Here is a 13855-nt window from a genome sequence, read left to right on the forward strand (position 1 = left end):
ATAGGAGAGGATGCGGATGGGATCTGTTCATCATGACCCGGTTGGCGAACCGACTTTTGAGCCGATGATCCAGATCGACATGGAAATCAAGACTTTTGTCTCCGCTTGGAAACACTGCGATTATGTCTCGACGTACATCGCCCGGATGATCAGTCAAAACAGATCAGACTCGGTGCGGCATTCGAATCTCTTTTCCTCTGCGTTCAACGAATTACTGGAAGTCGCCTTTCGTACCCGCCACGCCGACGGCGAACTGGCATGCAGGGTGTCTCGCTATGGCGCGACGGACAGGATCGAACTGACATTTCCCTGCATGCCGGAGGAGCGCCAATTCTACGAAGAAGCCGTTTCGCAAGTCGCGGGATTTGAGGCCAAGGAGCGATATCTCAATTCTGTGTCTGGGGATCTGGCGCCCAGCCGGGAGGTGGTACTCCTGGAACTGGCTGTCGACTACAACGCGGCACTCAGGGTCGAGGAAGCCGACGGCGATGCGATCACGCTCGTCGTGGATCTTCCGCTTGAGGGCCTGCAACATTGAGCCCTTACAACCTGCACGCGCGCTTCAAGGCGCAGTACGATGCGAACAACCAGGAGTTCTCAATATCTGGGGTGGTCCGGCCTCAGGCGATCGATGAGCTTGGGCCTAGCCTGGCATTGCTTCGCGATGCGATCGGCCGAGTACGCGGCGTTCTCTACGTCAATGTCAGGCGCTTGGCGCAGATGAACAACGCTGCATTTTACGCCTTTTCGAGGATCATCATCGATGCCTGTCGCGCTCGACCCGATCTCAAATTTGTTGTCATCACGTCGAGCGTCGTCGGATGGACCTCGCGAAAATTCGGTCGGCTGAGCGGAATCGAACCGAACATCACGGTCGAGGAGTATGACAGCGAATTCTATCCAGGGCAGGGCTTCCTCGAGGAAGGCGGGTTCGTTCCAATCCTGCGCACGCAGACAAAGATGACCTGGCGCCACGAGCGTGCAATCCTGCCGCGACATGGCATGAGACCCGGGATCGTTATGGCCGACATCTGTTGCGGGATCGGTGATTTCGCCGTGCTCGTGCAGAAAGAGTTCCAGCCGTCGCGGATTGTCGCCCTCGACCACTCCATATCAAGCCTGGACTACGCCCGACGCGTGATGCGGGAGTTCGATATCCGGGGCATCGAATATACTTATGGCGATGCCTCGGAAATGCTGCTCGACGAGGAGCAGTTCGACTTGGTCACCTGCCGACATTCGCTTCAAATCTTCAATCGACCGGAACTCATCCTCAAGGAACTCTACCGCATATGCAAGCCAGGCGGGCGGGTCTACATCACCAACGAGAAGAATTCGCATTGCCTCGGCGAGCCGCGCGCCGAAAGCATCCGTTGGACATACAATGAAGTGGCGAAGCTGTTCGCGCATTTCGAAATGGACGTCGAGCTCGGGCCCAAGAGTCGGCGATATCTGATTGAAGCCGGATTCGACGACATACGTGTCGAGACCTTCACCGTCACCAACTTGGACGGAGATCCGCAGGACTTCGCCGATGTCATTGTCGCCTGGGCCGATGTCTATGCCGGCGAGATGGCCATCAAACGCGGCGACGGGCCGGAGTTCGTTGCACGGTTCCGGCAGGGCTTCCAGGATCACATATTCGCTGCGCTACACCCCAAGGGTTATGCGGGTTGGCCGATCTGGGTCGCATCGGGGCGAAGGCCGCAATGAAAGCCGACGATCAGCCTACACCGCGCTTCGGACTGCGCTCCTTCCGGGCGAAATTCGTATTGGTCGTTGGCGGCGCCGTGCTGTTCGATCTCTTGCTGAGCGGCGGCCTGGCGCTCTGGAACGTGCAAAAGCTGTCGCGCGACGCAACGTCGGAAGTCGGTGAGGGCCTGACCACCGCAAACCAGGAATACATTCGCTCCTACGCCGATTCGACGGCGTTAAGCGTCGACCTCCTGCTCGATCGAGTTCATGGGGAGGTGAAGGCGCTGGCCGGCGTTCTGCAGGCCCAGACCGACCATCCGAGCCGGCAGCGACAGGTCGGAGCAACCCTTTCGCAGGAGGCACCCGGCTCGGTGAAGGTCGTCTATGACGCGAAGGGCGATTGGGCGCAGAACCTGCCGGGCGCGCCTTCCGTGATTAGCGTCTGGGGCTACCTGCTGGGCGCCGACCACACGCCGTTGCCGAGCGTTGAGCAGGAAATCGAAGACAGTACCGTTCTGGATCTCGTCGCGCCGACCCTTATGGCCAGCGGATCGCCAAAACTGCAGATGTACTATATTGGTCCGAAGGAACGGCCGATCTTCAGGACGGTACCGTATACGGACCAGGCACAGACCTTCGACCGGCTCTATCCAGGCCACAACAAGGCGGAGTTCTGGGAGTTCTTCTTTCCGGGGATCTATGGGTCATGGCAGCAATGGGCGAAGGATCCAGCCTCACGTCCAGTCCCCGACGATATCACTCAGACAGCGCCCTACACCGATGCGATCACGGGAAAGCTGATCGTCAGTTTTTTCCACCCGCTGTGGACGCGCGACCGTACCGGTATCGCCGGTGTAGCGGGTGCAGACATCACTCTCGATCAACTCGCGGAAGTCGTCGAGCGCGTCAAGATCGCCGAAACCGGGTTCGGCTTCCTCACGATGTCGACCGGCAATGTAGTGGCGATCAATCCATCGGGCGAGGCGATCATCGGCCTGACTTCATCCAACGATGCGGGCACGCAGGGCGTCACCGGCCTGGAGAGGTCCCTGCGGGGAAGCACGCAGCCGGCCATCGCGTCGCTGCCGCTCGACCAGAACAATGACGGTGTCATTCAGCATATCATGCTCGACAACAAGGGCGAACACGTACCCTACATAGTTGTCCTCAAAAGATTGAAGCCGACGAATCTGTGGAGCTCGGGACCGATCAAGTCTGAAACGATGTCGGTCGGAATCGTCGTTCCAGAACGCGAAATCTATGCGTCCCTGGTCGCCGCGCAAAAGAGTATTTCTCGCGCGACCAATCGTATTCTGCTCTTTCAGGTCGCCGCCATCGTCGTTTCGCTTCTGATTGTATTTGCGGCAGTGCTCGGCATCTCGAAGCGGATCACGGCCGGCCTCAGGGCGCTTGCCAGCGCCGCCCAGAGGCTACAGTCCAAAGACTATTCGGTCCGTGTTCGCGTTCCAACGCGCGACGAGGTTGGAGCGGTCGGGGTCGCCTTCAACCGCATGGCCGAGCAGATCAGCTTTCACACAGAAAACCTCGAGCAACTCGTCGACGAACGCACCAGGGAACTCGGCGACGCAAATCAGGAGATTTCCGCGCTCAACGAAAAGCTGCGGGACGAGAACGTCCGTCTCGGCGCCGAACTCGCGGTCGCCAGGCAAATCCAGATGATGGTCCTGCCGAAACCGTTCGAACTCGAAGCGATTCCGGGGCTGGAGATCGCGGCCTACATGCGGCCGGCCGACGAGGTGGGCGGGGACTACTACGACGTCCTCCAGAACGGATCACGGGTCAAGATAGGCATCGGCGACGTGACCGGTCATGGTCTCGAGAGCGGCGTGCTGATGCTGATGGTCCAATCCGTTGCACGCGCGCTGCAGGAGGCCAACGAAGGCGATCCGCATCAGTTTCTGGTTCGTCTGAACAGGGCCATCTACAAGAACATCGAGCGGACGAACACCGACAAGCATCTCTCGCTGGCCTTTCTTGACTTTGAGGACGGGCGGGTAACGCTATCCGGCCAGCACGAGGACATTCTCGTCGTGCGTGCGGATGGGGACGTCGAACGTATCGACACGCTTGATCTGGGTCTGCCCGTTGGCCTGGAGAACGACATCTCGCAGTTTGTTGACACGCGAGACATCGTGTTCGGGAGCGGCGACGTAATCGTGTTGCACACCGACGGTGTGACCGAGGCGGAAGATGAAGACAGAAGACTGTTCGGGTTCGATCGCCTCTGCAAGAGCGTGCAAAAGCGCCATGGCAGGAGCGCCGAGGACATCAAGACCGGGATCATCGAGGATTTGATGGCTCATATCGGAATCCAGAAGATCCACGACGACATCACACTCGTGATCATAAGGCATACGTAGGATGACAGCGCTGTTCGGTACGCCTGACATTGCAATAGGGATGAAGGGGAGCGTCAGTCGCGTGCGGCTGTTCGACGGACCTCTCGACTTGAGTTGGCGTCATTGCGCCACGACCTCGGACTTCATTGCCGATCTTTTCGCGTTGCGCTTTCAGTCGTCGCGCAATGACTACATGGAGGTGCGGCATAGCATCGGATATCTGGTCAACGAACTCATCGAAAACGCCGTCAAGTTCCGCGCACCAGGCGAAATCGTGGTTGAGGCGTCGATGGATTCCGAGTGCTTCAAGCTCAAGGTGTCGAATGACGTCGATGGTGAAATCGCGTCCGAGTTCCAAAGCCTGCTGGCGGACATCACGGTTGGCGACCCAAAGGACCTGCTGATACAGCGGATTGAGGCGAATGCCGCGAACCCCGACGTGGGGAGCTCCGGGCTTGGATTGCTGACGTTGATGAGCGACTATGGCGCACGTCTGGCCTGGATATTCAGCCCGGCCGATGAAAACGACCGTATTTGCCTGGAAACATATGCCTCCATTCCGATCTCGCAAACTCACAACTAGATGAAACGAAGCCAGATATGGAAATCAAGACAGACGACTACCGCGTGTGGACTGAGGGAAGCGATATCTTTTTCGACGGTGCAATGCGGCTTGCCAGTTCCGAGGCGGGTGCGCCGATCACGGCTTTGGCGACCAGTGTTCTTGCCTCAAATCCCGCTTCCATCACACTCAATTTGAAGGACCTTCACTTTCTCAACTCTTCCGGCATCAACCTGCTGGCGAAATTTACCATCGAGGTGCGCAAGCATCCCGATGTTCGACTTGTCGTGCGCGGAACGCCCGACATACCCTGGCAATCGAAATCACTGCCGAACCTGAAGAAGCTGCATCCCGCTCTGGTGCTTTTGATGAACTAACCTGCTTGTCCGAACTGTCGCGTGTCTCTCGAAGCTAGTTTCGGCTTCGCTCGTAGAATGCCATCCACATTGCCGGGTTGTTGGCCTTGTCTTCCATGTTTGCAGTTGGATGACTAAAAAGAAAAACCCGCCGGCCATAGCCAACGGGCTTCCCAAATCGCCTCACGCGATCGACGATCTAAAAACGGTAGTTGACGCTCAGCGACACAGTGTGCGTGCTGGGTTTCACGATCGTCGGTCCCACGGCCGCGCTGTCTTCCGAGAAGTCGTGCTTTGCGAAATGCGAATAGGCGTAGTCGACGCCCACCACCCATTTCTCGTTCAAAGCGTAGTCGGCTCCGAATCCAACCGTCCAGCCGGTGTAGGTACGGTCAAATTTGGCAATCCCGAAACCCGATTCGTAGCCAGTGTCGTGAAGGTGCAGGAAAGCTACGCCGCCCTTGAGGTAAGGGAGAAAATTGCCCATACCGTAGCCGGCTTTCGCCACGATGTTGCCTTGCCAGTTGGCACCGGTTTCAAAGGTTTCGTCGTCGTGGGTCGGCACAGTCTTCCTGTTGAACACTGCCACCAGTCGCGCTTCGGCTCCGAGGACGACGTTGTTGTCGAACTGGTACTGATAGCCGATCTGCCCGCCGATCGACGCGGATGTACTATCTCCGTCATAACCAGTGGGGTCGTACGCAGGTATCGTCACATCCCCCTGCAAAAAGTTTACACCGGCGACGGCGCCGATGTAGCCGCCACTCCAGTTGTATGAAGCAGGGCCTCCAACCGAGAGGGCATCCGCCGCGAACGCTGACGAACTAAATGCACAGTAGAGAGCTATAGAGCCTATTAGCTTTTTCAAAGTCGGACCCGCCCAGGTTGTTACAAGCAGTGGTTGTTTTAGCAGAACGTTCGGGATTGGCTGTACCCCGACCGCAACACTCGCTTGCGAATGACGCAGGCTGAGGTTGGGGATCACGCAAACGTGAGAGCAAAGGCCGTGAATCCATGCAGGCCTGATGGGGGACGGGGGCTTGCCTACACCCGGAACTCGTCAATCTCGCGCTTCACGTTCTGGATGACGTCGCGGATGCCCACCTACGCTGGCGGCTTTGGCGGCCGACGCAACGACTACGGCCAGCAAAAAACAACCCTTAAAGGCGCGCTAAGCCGCGCCTTCCATTCGTCGCATATGGTCGGGTTCGCCAGCAGACAACCTATTTCTATCCGGCTATGTCCGCTGGTTCTACTCCCGCGCACGGAGGCCTCCGATCAATGTGGGCGACAGCGATTCTTAACTGCGAGACCCTGAGGGACTGAGGGAAGCGATATCTTTTTCGACGGTGCAATGCGGCTTGCCAGTTCCGAGGCAGGTGCCCCGATCACGGCTTTGGCGACCAGTGTTCTTGCCTCAAATCCCGCTTCCATCACACTCAATTTGAAGGACCTTCACTTTCTCAACTCTTCCGGCATCAACCTGCTGGCGAAATTTACCATCGAGGTGCGCAAGCATCCCGATGTTCGACTTGTCGTGCGCGGAACGCCCGACATACCCTGGCAATCGAAATCACTGCCGAACCTGAAGAAGCTGCATCCCGCTCTGGTGCTTTTGATGAACTAACGTGAACGCGTCTCGATCGAGCCATCGCCCGCGACGTGCCCGCCCGGGGATGATTTCCTGATCGGTGTCCAGCTGATTTTCGGGACTGTCAGATCAGCAGCAGGCCCTTCATCGAGGCGTTGCCCTTGCGGCCGATGATGACGTGGTCGTGAACGGCGATGCCGAGCGGCTTGGCCGTGTCGATGATCTGCTTGGTCATGTCGATGTCGGCGCGCGAGGGCGTCGGGTCGCCGGACGGATGGTTATGCACCAGAATGATCGCGCTGGCGGAAAGTTCGAGCGCGCGCTTGACCACCTCGCGCGGATAGACAGGCGTATGGTCGACCGTGCCGGTCTGCTGCACCTCGTCGGCGATCAGCCCGTTCTTCTTGTCGAGGAAGAGAATGCGGAACTGCTCGCGGGCCTCGAAGGCCATGGCCGAGCGGCAATAATCGAGAAGCTGCGTCCAGTTCGACAGAACCTCGCGGCCGCGCACTTCGCCGCGCGCCATGCGCTGCGCCGTGGCGGCGATGACCTTGAGATCGGTCGCCACCGTCGGCCCGATGCCCTTCACTTCCTCGAGCAGGGACGCCGGCGCGCCGAGCACTTCGGCAAGCGAACCAAAGCGCGCGATCAGCGCCTTGGCGATCGGCTTGGTGTCGACGCGCGGGATCAGCCGGAAGAGAAGCAGCTCAAGCAGTTCATAGTCGGGCAGGGCGTCCGGACCGCCGGCCAAGAAGCGTTCGCGCAGACGATCACGATGGCCGTGGTAGTGCGGCTTCTCAACAGGCGCCACCTCTTTCTTCGGCGGCTCTACCCAGGCTTCAGAGAAAAACGCCCGCTCGTCCTCGACTTTTCCCATCGCCCGCCCACATCGCTGATCGAAAGAAGACCTTTGCCAGAGACTAAAGCATGATTCTGAAACGCGAAACGGTTCTCGATCATTTCAAGAAAGTAGCCGGGAGCGTTGCTGGGACATATCAAGACGCCGTGACGATGAGGGCTGCATCGCCTATTGGCGAGCGTTAAACATGAGCACCTTCGGCAGCCTGCTTCTTCACCGTTCTTGCCCCGCTGACCGAAACAGCGATGCCGAGGACGACAAGGGCGGTTCCGAGAATGTGGATCGTCGTGATGGTCTCGCCGAGAAGAAGAAACGAGAGCGCGAGTGCCGCGACCGGCAGCACTGCCATGAACACGCCAGCCTCTCCGCCGCTGGCGCGCGCGGCTCCTGAATACCAGAGCCAGAAGCCGATCACGGTGGGAAAAATGCTGATATAGACTGTCGCCAATAGGGCGGCAGGTGCTGCTGCAACGGTGGTAAACGCGACAAGGGCAGTGGCGAGCGGCAAGGTCAGCACCAGTGAAATGCTGCTCATCAGCGCCGCGAGATAGAGCGGCGCCAGCGGCTTGCTGATTCTCTTGTTCAGGATAGCAAACAGTGCTTCGCCGGAAACAGCGAGGACCACCAGCAGGTTACCCGCCAGCAGCTTCAGATCGAGGCCAAAGCCCTTGGCAGAGGCGACATTGACAATAAGTGCGCCTGCCGTGACAGCGCCGACGGCGATCCATAGCTTGGCGCCAAGCCTCTCCTTCAAGGCCAGCGTTGCAACGAGGGCAGCCAATACAGGCAAAAGGCCGTGGATGACGCTGGCATTGGCACTCGTCGTCAAGGTCAAGGCGAGGATCATTAGAATGCTATAGCCGGCGCTGCCCGCGGCCGCCTGAATCATCACAATCATATATTCCTTTGCCAAGAGCCGCGACCGCGGCGTGCTTGTCAGGAAGACGAGTCCCCAGAGGATCGGCGTCGAAATCAGGAAACGCAGGGGAACGGCGAGGAAAGGGTGCATGCCGCCGGCAATGATTTTCGAGGCCACCACGCCGGATCCGACCAGCGTCATGGCTATGGTCATGAGGGCGCCTGCAATGATGCGTTGCGAATCCATGTGTTAGCCTACGGTATAGGGGGCGCGCGAACGCGCCTCCTTCAGCGCAAGAGCCCACCACTTGAGTTGGTGGAGCATGGTTTTGACAGCGCCGGAGCTGCGCTTCGGATCGAGCGGGCCCGCACCATCGGCAAAATGCTCCCACACCCCGTGAAAGCTTACTGCGTCCCGGACGGTGACGGCGTGGAGCTCGGCAAATACTTGCCGAAGATGTTCGACGGCCCTCAACCCGCCGGAAACGCCACCGTATGAAACGAAGCCGACCGGCTTGGCGTGCCACTCTTCAGTAGCCTGGTCGATAGCGTGCTTAAGATGACCGGGCATGCTGTGATTGTATTCGGGGGTGACGACAACGAAGGCGTCTGCCTTGGCGAGCTTACTCGCGAATGCCTTCATCGCCGGTGTCGGCTCCGCCAAGTGCCGGCTGGGCAGATCAATGTCTGCAACATCGATGAGGGAAAGCTCGAAATCTCCCAGTCTCTGCGCCTCTTGGGCAAACCAGTTTCCGACCTTGTCGCCATAGCGTCGTTCCCGCGTGCTGCCGATCAGCGCTGCGAGCTTGAGCCGTTCAGTCACTTCGCTCTCCTGTCTCAGGTCAGGAAGTGATGACACACCGGGGCGATCGATGGGATTGCTAAAAGTTGGCGCTTTCTGATCTAATTGATCGATCATGCTCGACGCGCTCACTCTCGATCAGATGCGGATGTTCCTGGCCGTGGCGACGCGGGTAGCTTTCGCCTGGCCTCCATGCGGCTCGGTCGCGCCCAGTCGGCGGTAAGCCACGCGATTGCCAATCTGGAGACCGAACTCAAGACGGTCCTGTTCGACCGGTCGACTCGTCGGCCGACCTTGACCTCGGACGGACGGGCCCTGCTGGACGACTGTCGCTCGCTGGTTCTACGCGCCGATCTGCTGCGCGCGAAGGCGCAGGGTATGGGCAGCGGCATTGAAATCGAGCTTGCGCTGATGGTGGACACGCTTGTTTCATTGCCGGCCGTCGGCAGGGCTCTCGAAGCCCTCCACGCCACCTATCCGACGGTTGGCGTCCGGTTGCAGGTAGGTACCCTTGGGGAACCGATCGATTGCCTCCTGCAAGGCACGGTCGACCTCGCGATAACGGTGGGCGAAGACCTGCGCGATCCGCGCCTGGAATTCGATTCCCTCGCGCCGCTGTCGATGGCGGCGGTCGTCGGTGCTGGGCACGCTCTTGCCTTGATAGCGAAGAAAGGCCGGGTGAGTACGCCAGAGCTGGCCGATCACATCCAGATCGTGCTGATGGACGCTTCTCCTCGCTCCCATGGCCGCGACTATGGCGTGCTCTCCCAGCGCAAGTGGCGGGTGGGTAGCCAAGAGGCGAAACTGGCGTTGATCAGAGCAGGCATCGGCTGGGGGCGGCTTCCACTTTGGTTGATCGCGCAGGATCTTGTCGAAGAGCGGCTCGTGCAGCTTTCAGCCGCTGCGCTTGGTGAAAATGGGACGACGAAGAGCTGGATCTATCTTGCCCGACGGCTCGACAAACCCTTGTTGCCGGCAGCCATGTGCCTCAGGTCCGCACTTCTAGCCGGAGCCGGGCTTGGTGATACTGCCGGGCTTCCAGCCTAGGCGCGCCTCGCCAATTGTTATGGATATTAGACCGTGCCGATGCCGTGCCTGCGGCAGACTAATCCGGCAAGCCGGGGCGGTCGAGCTTCTTTGGCGACAGCGTGAAGATCTCGCAGCCGCTATCGGTGACGCCGATCGTATGCTCGTACTGTGCCGACAGTGAACGGTCGCGCGTCACCGCCGTCCAGCCGTCAGAGAGCACCTTCACATGCGGGCGGCCGAGATTGATCATAGGTTCGACGGTGAAGATCATGCCGGGCCGCATCTCGACGCCTTCGCCGGCGGTGCCGTAATGCAGGATGTTCGGCGCGTCATGGAAAAGCTGGCCGACGCCGTGGCCACAGAAGTCGCGCACCACCGAGCAGCGCTCGGCCTCGGCATAGGTTTGGATAGCGGCACCGATCGCGCCGGTGCGAGCGCCCGGCCTGATTGCGGCGATGCCGCGCATCAGGCATTCGTAAGTCACCTCGAGCAGGCGCTCGGCGGCGCGCTTGATCGTGCCGACCGGATACATGCGCGAGGAATCGCCGTGCCAGCCGTCGAGGATGTAGGTGACGTCGATGTTGACGATGTCGCCGTCCTTGAGCGGCTTGTTGTCGGGAATGCCGTGGCAGACCACGTGATTGATCGAAGTGCAGGACGATTTGGTGTAGCCGCGATAGTTGAGCGTGGCCGGCAATGCGCCGTGATCCATGCCGAATTCGAAGACGAAACGGTCGATGGTCTCGGTGGTGACGCCGGGCTTCACCATCGACACAAGCTCGTCGAGACAGCGCGCGGTGAGATCGCAGGCCTTGCGCATGCCCGCAAACCCTTCCTCGCCATAGAGGCGGATCTGGCCGGTGTTTCTCAAGGGGGCCGTTGCGGCGTCGAGATAGGTAACCATTCTTGTCCGTTCGCGGGTTGGCTCCTGACGCGAGCCGGTGCGGAAATTTTCTCCAGATTTGGCACTGGAAGCCGCAAGGTTCAAGGACGAAGTGCCTGCAACCGGTTTGCCGAGGGAATATTCGCTGGGCGGGCGCGTCTGGGTGTCGCGAAGCTTTCCTTGCACCATCCCTTGAGGTAGCCGGGTCAGGATTCAGGAGATTTACGCCCGTTGACGGCACCGGAACGCGCAAGATCGACGCTGCTGCCAAGCAGGACCGCGTGCTCGGCTCTGATGGCGCTGCTTGCGCTTGCGCTGGTGAGCTTCGCCAGGCCGAGGTCTCCGCCTCGACAGCGTCTGCCCCGCGCGGCGCCGGCATCAGCGCGATGCGGCAGGGCGAAACGCTTGCCTGGCTGAGGATCGCTGGCAAGGCGCAGGCCCTCGAAGCCCGCGCCGGCCGGCCGCTGCCGGTAAAGCTCGTCAGCGGCAATCCCGGCATTCTCGCTCCCGCATCCGATTTCCTTGTCGCTGGCGGGGCTTTGCCGGCGCAGGCCGGCATCGCGCCTCCCTTTGTGGCCGCGCCGCTCTCGCATCCCAATCAGCCTCGCGCGCCACCAACCGCCTGAGTCAGGCGGTCGCTGGCCGCAGCTTCCTCACCTCAACTATTCCTTGCGCGCCGCGACCTGGCGACGGCTATCGGCCGTCGGCAGGTTGCGTGGCGCGTCCATTGGACATTTCTCGATGCAACGTATCAAGACATTCAAGACACTCACGCGCGCTGCTTCGGCAGCCGCGTTTCTCGCCGTCCAGGCAGTTATCTGCAAAGGCACCGTTTATTGGGCTGTAGCCGCAACGCTTCGTGTGGAAGGGACGGCGGCGATTGTGCTCGGCGTCATCTTCGCCGTGCCGTCCGCCAATCTGCTGATGGTGGTCTCGCGCATGGCCTACGAGGCGGAGAGGGACCCGGCGAACCGGTAGACGCAACCTCGACAGGGCGATGCCGGTTGCATCGCCCGGTCGAACGATGTGGCCAGAGCGCCGATCTGCCGCGGCAGTCGCCGGGCCCGCACCGCACTGAGGTCACATTCCTGCGTCAAAAGCCGGTCAAAGAACTTTTCAGAACGAACGGCGTCGCTCCGACTTCGCCAGTTCGGGAGACAGGGAATGGACAGACTGCAATTCGAGGTGCCGGTGCGCATCACGCCCGCGCCTGGCCTGCCGGTCGAGGAAATCTACAGCGTCGAGCAGGCGCTCGATTTCCTGCAGAATTGGCCGAAGCGCCGGCAGGGCAAGGTTTATGACGCCGCGTTTAACTCCTGCTTCGGCGCGACGGTCGATGTGGCAAGCGCCGAGGAAGCGTGCCGGGCCTTCATGGCCTTCTGCCGCGTCAGCGGTTTGCTTGCAAGGGACATGATGTTGCCGCTGAAGCGCGGCGGCAGCGCAAGAGGATTTCGCGAAGCGAGGGCGTGACGCGTCAACCGGCGAAAGATACCCCTCTGTAGTGCATTCCCACCTGCACGCCGCGAACGATCAACCTGGACAGGATCTCCATGTCCAGCGGCATATCCGGGCGCCACACATCAAGCAACAAGGCGATACGCGCCTGATCGGCGCTGTTCATGACCTCGTGCTCGAAAGTGTCGTCCCACAGCAGGCATTCGCCGTCGGCGATCCGCTTTTCCTCATGGTTGATCATCATGATCGTTGCCGGGCGGCCGTCCGCCAGTTTCGGAATGACAAGGCCGAGATGAAATCTCATGATGCCGCGAAAGGGGCCGCGGTGGGGCGGGATGTGCTTGCGCGGCGCCAGGAATGAAACAGCCGCCGATTTGACCTCGGGGCACTCGGACAGCAACCGGCTGAGGGTAGGCATCTTCCCAAGGTTTTCCGGGATCGTCATGTCGTAAGCCTTGAGCACGAACATGCGCCAATCGAGGCCGTCATTGGCCGAAATCTCGGCCTGTTCCGGCATGATGTCGTGAAAACGCGGCACCCGGTTCAGTTGCACCGACAGCGCTTCATCGCGAATACTCTGCCAGACGGCCGCGAACTTTGTGGCGTTGGGAAAATGCGTGGAGGCATCAAGAATCGCCGGTGCATCTATGCGTTTTTCATAGATACGACGCACCAGATCGCTTCCAAGATCGTAGACGTTCGACATCGCATCGCCTCGACCATGTTATAATATAGTGCACGATTGCTTTCAGCTATGGGTCACGGAGATTTGTTCCGAGGCGTCAGCCAGACGTTCGGTTTTGTATCACGCGTCTTGGATGTCATCTGCGGACCAGTCGTGACGCCTCGATGACTTCGGGCGTCGTGCTGTCGATCGTGGCGTCTCAGCGCCAGCGGCTGGTCGGCTGCAGCCGCCGTCGTGCAACTCAGGACACACCGGGGGCGATTGGGCCGCTGCGCGGCGTCCTGTGATCAAAGAGGTTGCCAGAACGCACAAAGCCCCGCCGGCAACTTGCCGGCGAGGCATTTGTTGGAACCCGATCGTCAATCAGTGGCGATCGTGTCCGCGGCCGCCGCTCTGGTGGCCGTTGTTTGCGGCACCCAGGCACTGGCTCCAGTAATAATCGTGATTGCTGCAAGAAGTGATGGTCTGCTGCTGAGCATAAGCCGCACCGGACAAGCTGAAAACCGCGACAGTAGCCAGAATTGCATTACGAATGATGTTGGTCATTTGAGTTTCCCTTTGCTCTCATTTCCGGCAGTGCCGGTCAACGCCGTTTTTGCAGCGATCATGTTTCGATCTGATGGTGCGCAATTTCGGCTTTGTTTCGAGGAGGCAACGGCACACGCTCCCTGTGCGTGGGATGCCTGGGACAACTCCGATCACCTCAAAACCTTCTGACCA

At 59.9% G+C, this 13855-nt stretch carries 17 protein-coding genes; 11 read left to right on the forward strand and 6 right to left on the reverse strand.

What is annotated here, in order from left to right; genetic code table 11:
* Positions 1–16: 16 nt before the first annotated feature.
* Genes P9217_RS19735 through P9217_RS19755 form a run of 5 tightly spaced genes read left to right on the forward strand, consistent with a single transcriptional unit; the run spans position 17 to position 4994 of the window.
* The gene (locus P9217_RS19735) at positions 17–538 is read left to right on the forward strand and encodes a ubiquinone biosynthesis methyltransferase UbiE (RefSeq protein ID WP_095829875.1); all 522 of its coding nucleotides are present in this window, start codon (positions 17–19) and stop codon (positions 536–538) included.
* Complete coding sequence (locus P9217_RS19740; RefSeq protein ID WP_127214214.1) at positions 535–1713, forward strand: class I SAM-dependent methyltransferase; 1179 nt, start codon at positions 535–537, stop codon at positions 1711–1713. Before P9217_RS19735 ends, P9217_RS19740 begins: the two co-directional genes overlap by 4 nt.
* Complete coding sequence (locus P9217_RS19745) at positions 1710–4076, forward strand: SpoIIE family protein phosphatase (RefSeq protein ID WP_127241308.1); 2367 nt, start codon at positions 1710–1712, stop codon at positions 4074–4076. Before P9217_RS19740 ends, P9217_RS19745 begins: the two co-directional genes overlap by 4 nt.
* A gap of 1 nt (position 4077) precedes the next feature.
* On the forward strand, positions 4078–4638 hold the full coding sequence (locus P9217_RS19750; RefSeq protein ID WP_170950193.1) for an ATP-binding protein: 561 nt from the start codon (positions 4078–4080) through the stop codon (positions 4636–4638).
* Positions 4639–4655: 17 nt separating this feature from the next.
* The gene (locus P9217_RS19755; protein ID WP_067000080.1) at positions 4656–4994 is read left to right on the forward strand and encodes a hypothetical protein; all 339 of its coding nucleotides are present in this window, start codon (positions 4656–4658) and stop codon (positions 4992–4994) included.
* 178 nt (positions 4995–5172) lie between these two features.
* Here P9217_RS19755 and P9217_RS19760 read toward each other — a convergent pair whose 3' ends face one another.
* On the reverse strand, positions 5173–5841 hold the full coding sequence (locus P9217_RS19760) for an outer membrane protein (RefSeq protein WP_278087640.1): 669 nt from the start codon (positions 5839–5841) through the stop codon (positions 5173–5175).
* A 468-nt stretch (positions 5842–6309) separates the two neighbouring features.
* Here P9217_RS19760 and P9217_RS19765 point away from each other — a divergent pair, with 468 nt between their 5' ends.
* Positions 6310–6600 carry a hypothetical protein gene (locus tag P9217_RS19765; protein ID WP_095802249.1) on the forward strand — a complete coding sequence of 97 codons (291 nt, stop codon included), beginning with the start codon at positions 6310–6312 and terminating at the stop codon, positions 6598–6600.
* Between the two features lie 88 nt (positions 6601–6688).
* Here the strand turns inward: P9217_RS19765 and radC are convergent, their stop codons facing one another.
* The 3 genes from radC to P9217_RS19780 form a co-directional block, all read right to left on the reverse strand.
* On the reverse strand, positions 6689–7441 hold the full coding sequence (radC, locus tag P9217_RS19770) for a DNA repair protein RadC (protein ID WP_095779209.1): 753 nt from the start codon (positions 7439–7441) through the stop codon (positions 6689–6691).
* 163 nt (positions 7442–7604) lie between these two features.
* Positions 7605–8528, reverse strand: a complete 924-nt coding sequence (locus P9217_RS19775; protein ID WP_127242150.1) for a DMT family transporter — start codon at positions 8526–8528, stop codon at positions 7605–7607.
* 3 nt (positions 8529–8531) lie between these two features.
* Positions 8532–9200 (reverse strand): NAD(P)H-dependent oxidoreductase, encoded by a 669-nt coding sequence (locus tag P9217_RS19780; RefSeq protein WP_278087639.1) that lies wholly within the window; start codon positions 9198–9200, stop codon positions 8532–8534.
* A 75-nt stretch (positions 9201–9275) separates the two neighbouring features.
* On the opposite strand from P9217_RS19780, the gene P9217_RS19785 reads away from it, so the two are divergent.
* Positions 9276–10130 carry a LysR family transcriptional regulator gene (locus P9217_RS19785; RefSeq protein WP_278087638.1) on the forward strand — a complete coding sequence of 285 codons (855 nt, stop codon included), beginning with the start codon at positions 9276–9278 and terminating at the stop codon, positions 10128–10130.
* A gap of 58 nt (positions 10131–10188) precedes the next feature.
* Here the strand turns inward: P9217_RS19785 and map are convergent, their stop codons facing one another.
* Complete coding sequence (gene map / locus P9217_RS19790) at positions 10189–11016, reverse strand: type I methionyl aminopeptidase (RefSeq protein WP_067000098.1); 828 nt, start codon at positions 11014–11016, stop codon at positions 10189–10191.
* 260 nt (positions 11017–11276) lie between these two features.
* Here map and P9217_RS19795 point away from each other — a divergent pair, with 260 nt between their 5' ends.
* From P9217_RS19795 to P9217_RS19805, 3 genes are all read left to right on the forward strand, one after another.
* Positions 11277–11621: a hypothetical protein gene (locus P9217_RS19795; RefSeq protein ID WP_278087637.1), complete on the forward strand. Its 345-nt coding sequence runs from the start codon at positions 11277–11279 to the stop codon at positions 11619–11621.
* Positions 11622–11736: 115 nt separating this feature from the next.
* Positions 11737–11973 (forward strand): hypothetical protein, encoded by a 237-nt coding sequence (locus P9217_RS19800; RefSeq protein WP_278087636.1) that lies wholly within the window; start codon positions 11737–11739, stop codon positions 11971–11973.
* 186 nt (positions 11974–12159) lie between these two features.
* Positions 12160–12465: a DUF982 domain-containing protein gene (locus tag P9217_RS19805; RefSeq protein WP_095826127.1), complete on the forward strand. Its 306-nt coding sequence runs from the start codon at positions 12160–12162 to the stop codon at positions 12463–12465.
* A 4-nt stretch (positions 12466–12469) separates the two neighbouring features.
* On the opposite strand, the gene P9217_RS19810 is transcribed toward P9217_RS19805, so the two are convergent.
* Entirely contained in the window at positions 12470–13156 is a 687-nt protein-coding gene (locus P9217_RS19810) for an aspartyl/asparaginyl beta-hydroxylase domain-containing protein (RefSeq protein ID WP_095826126.1), read from the reverse strand.
* Between the two features lie 324 nt (positions 13157–13480).
* Here P9217_RS19810 and P9217_RS19815 point away from each other — a divergent pair, with 324 nt between their 5' ends.
* On the forward strand, positions 13481–13852 hold the full coding sequence (locus P9217_RS19815; protein WP_278087635.1) for a hypothetical protein: 372 nt from the start codon (positions 13481–13483) through the stop codon (positions 13850–13852).
* Positions 13853–13855: the final 3 nt, after the last annotated feature.

The sequence above is a fragment of the Mesorhizobium sp. WSM4989 genome (assembly GCF_029625795.1).
Taxonomy (GTDB): domain Bacteria; phylum Pseudomonadota; class Alphaproteobacteria; order Rhizobiales; family Rhizobiaceae; genus Mesorhizobium.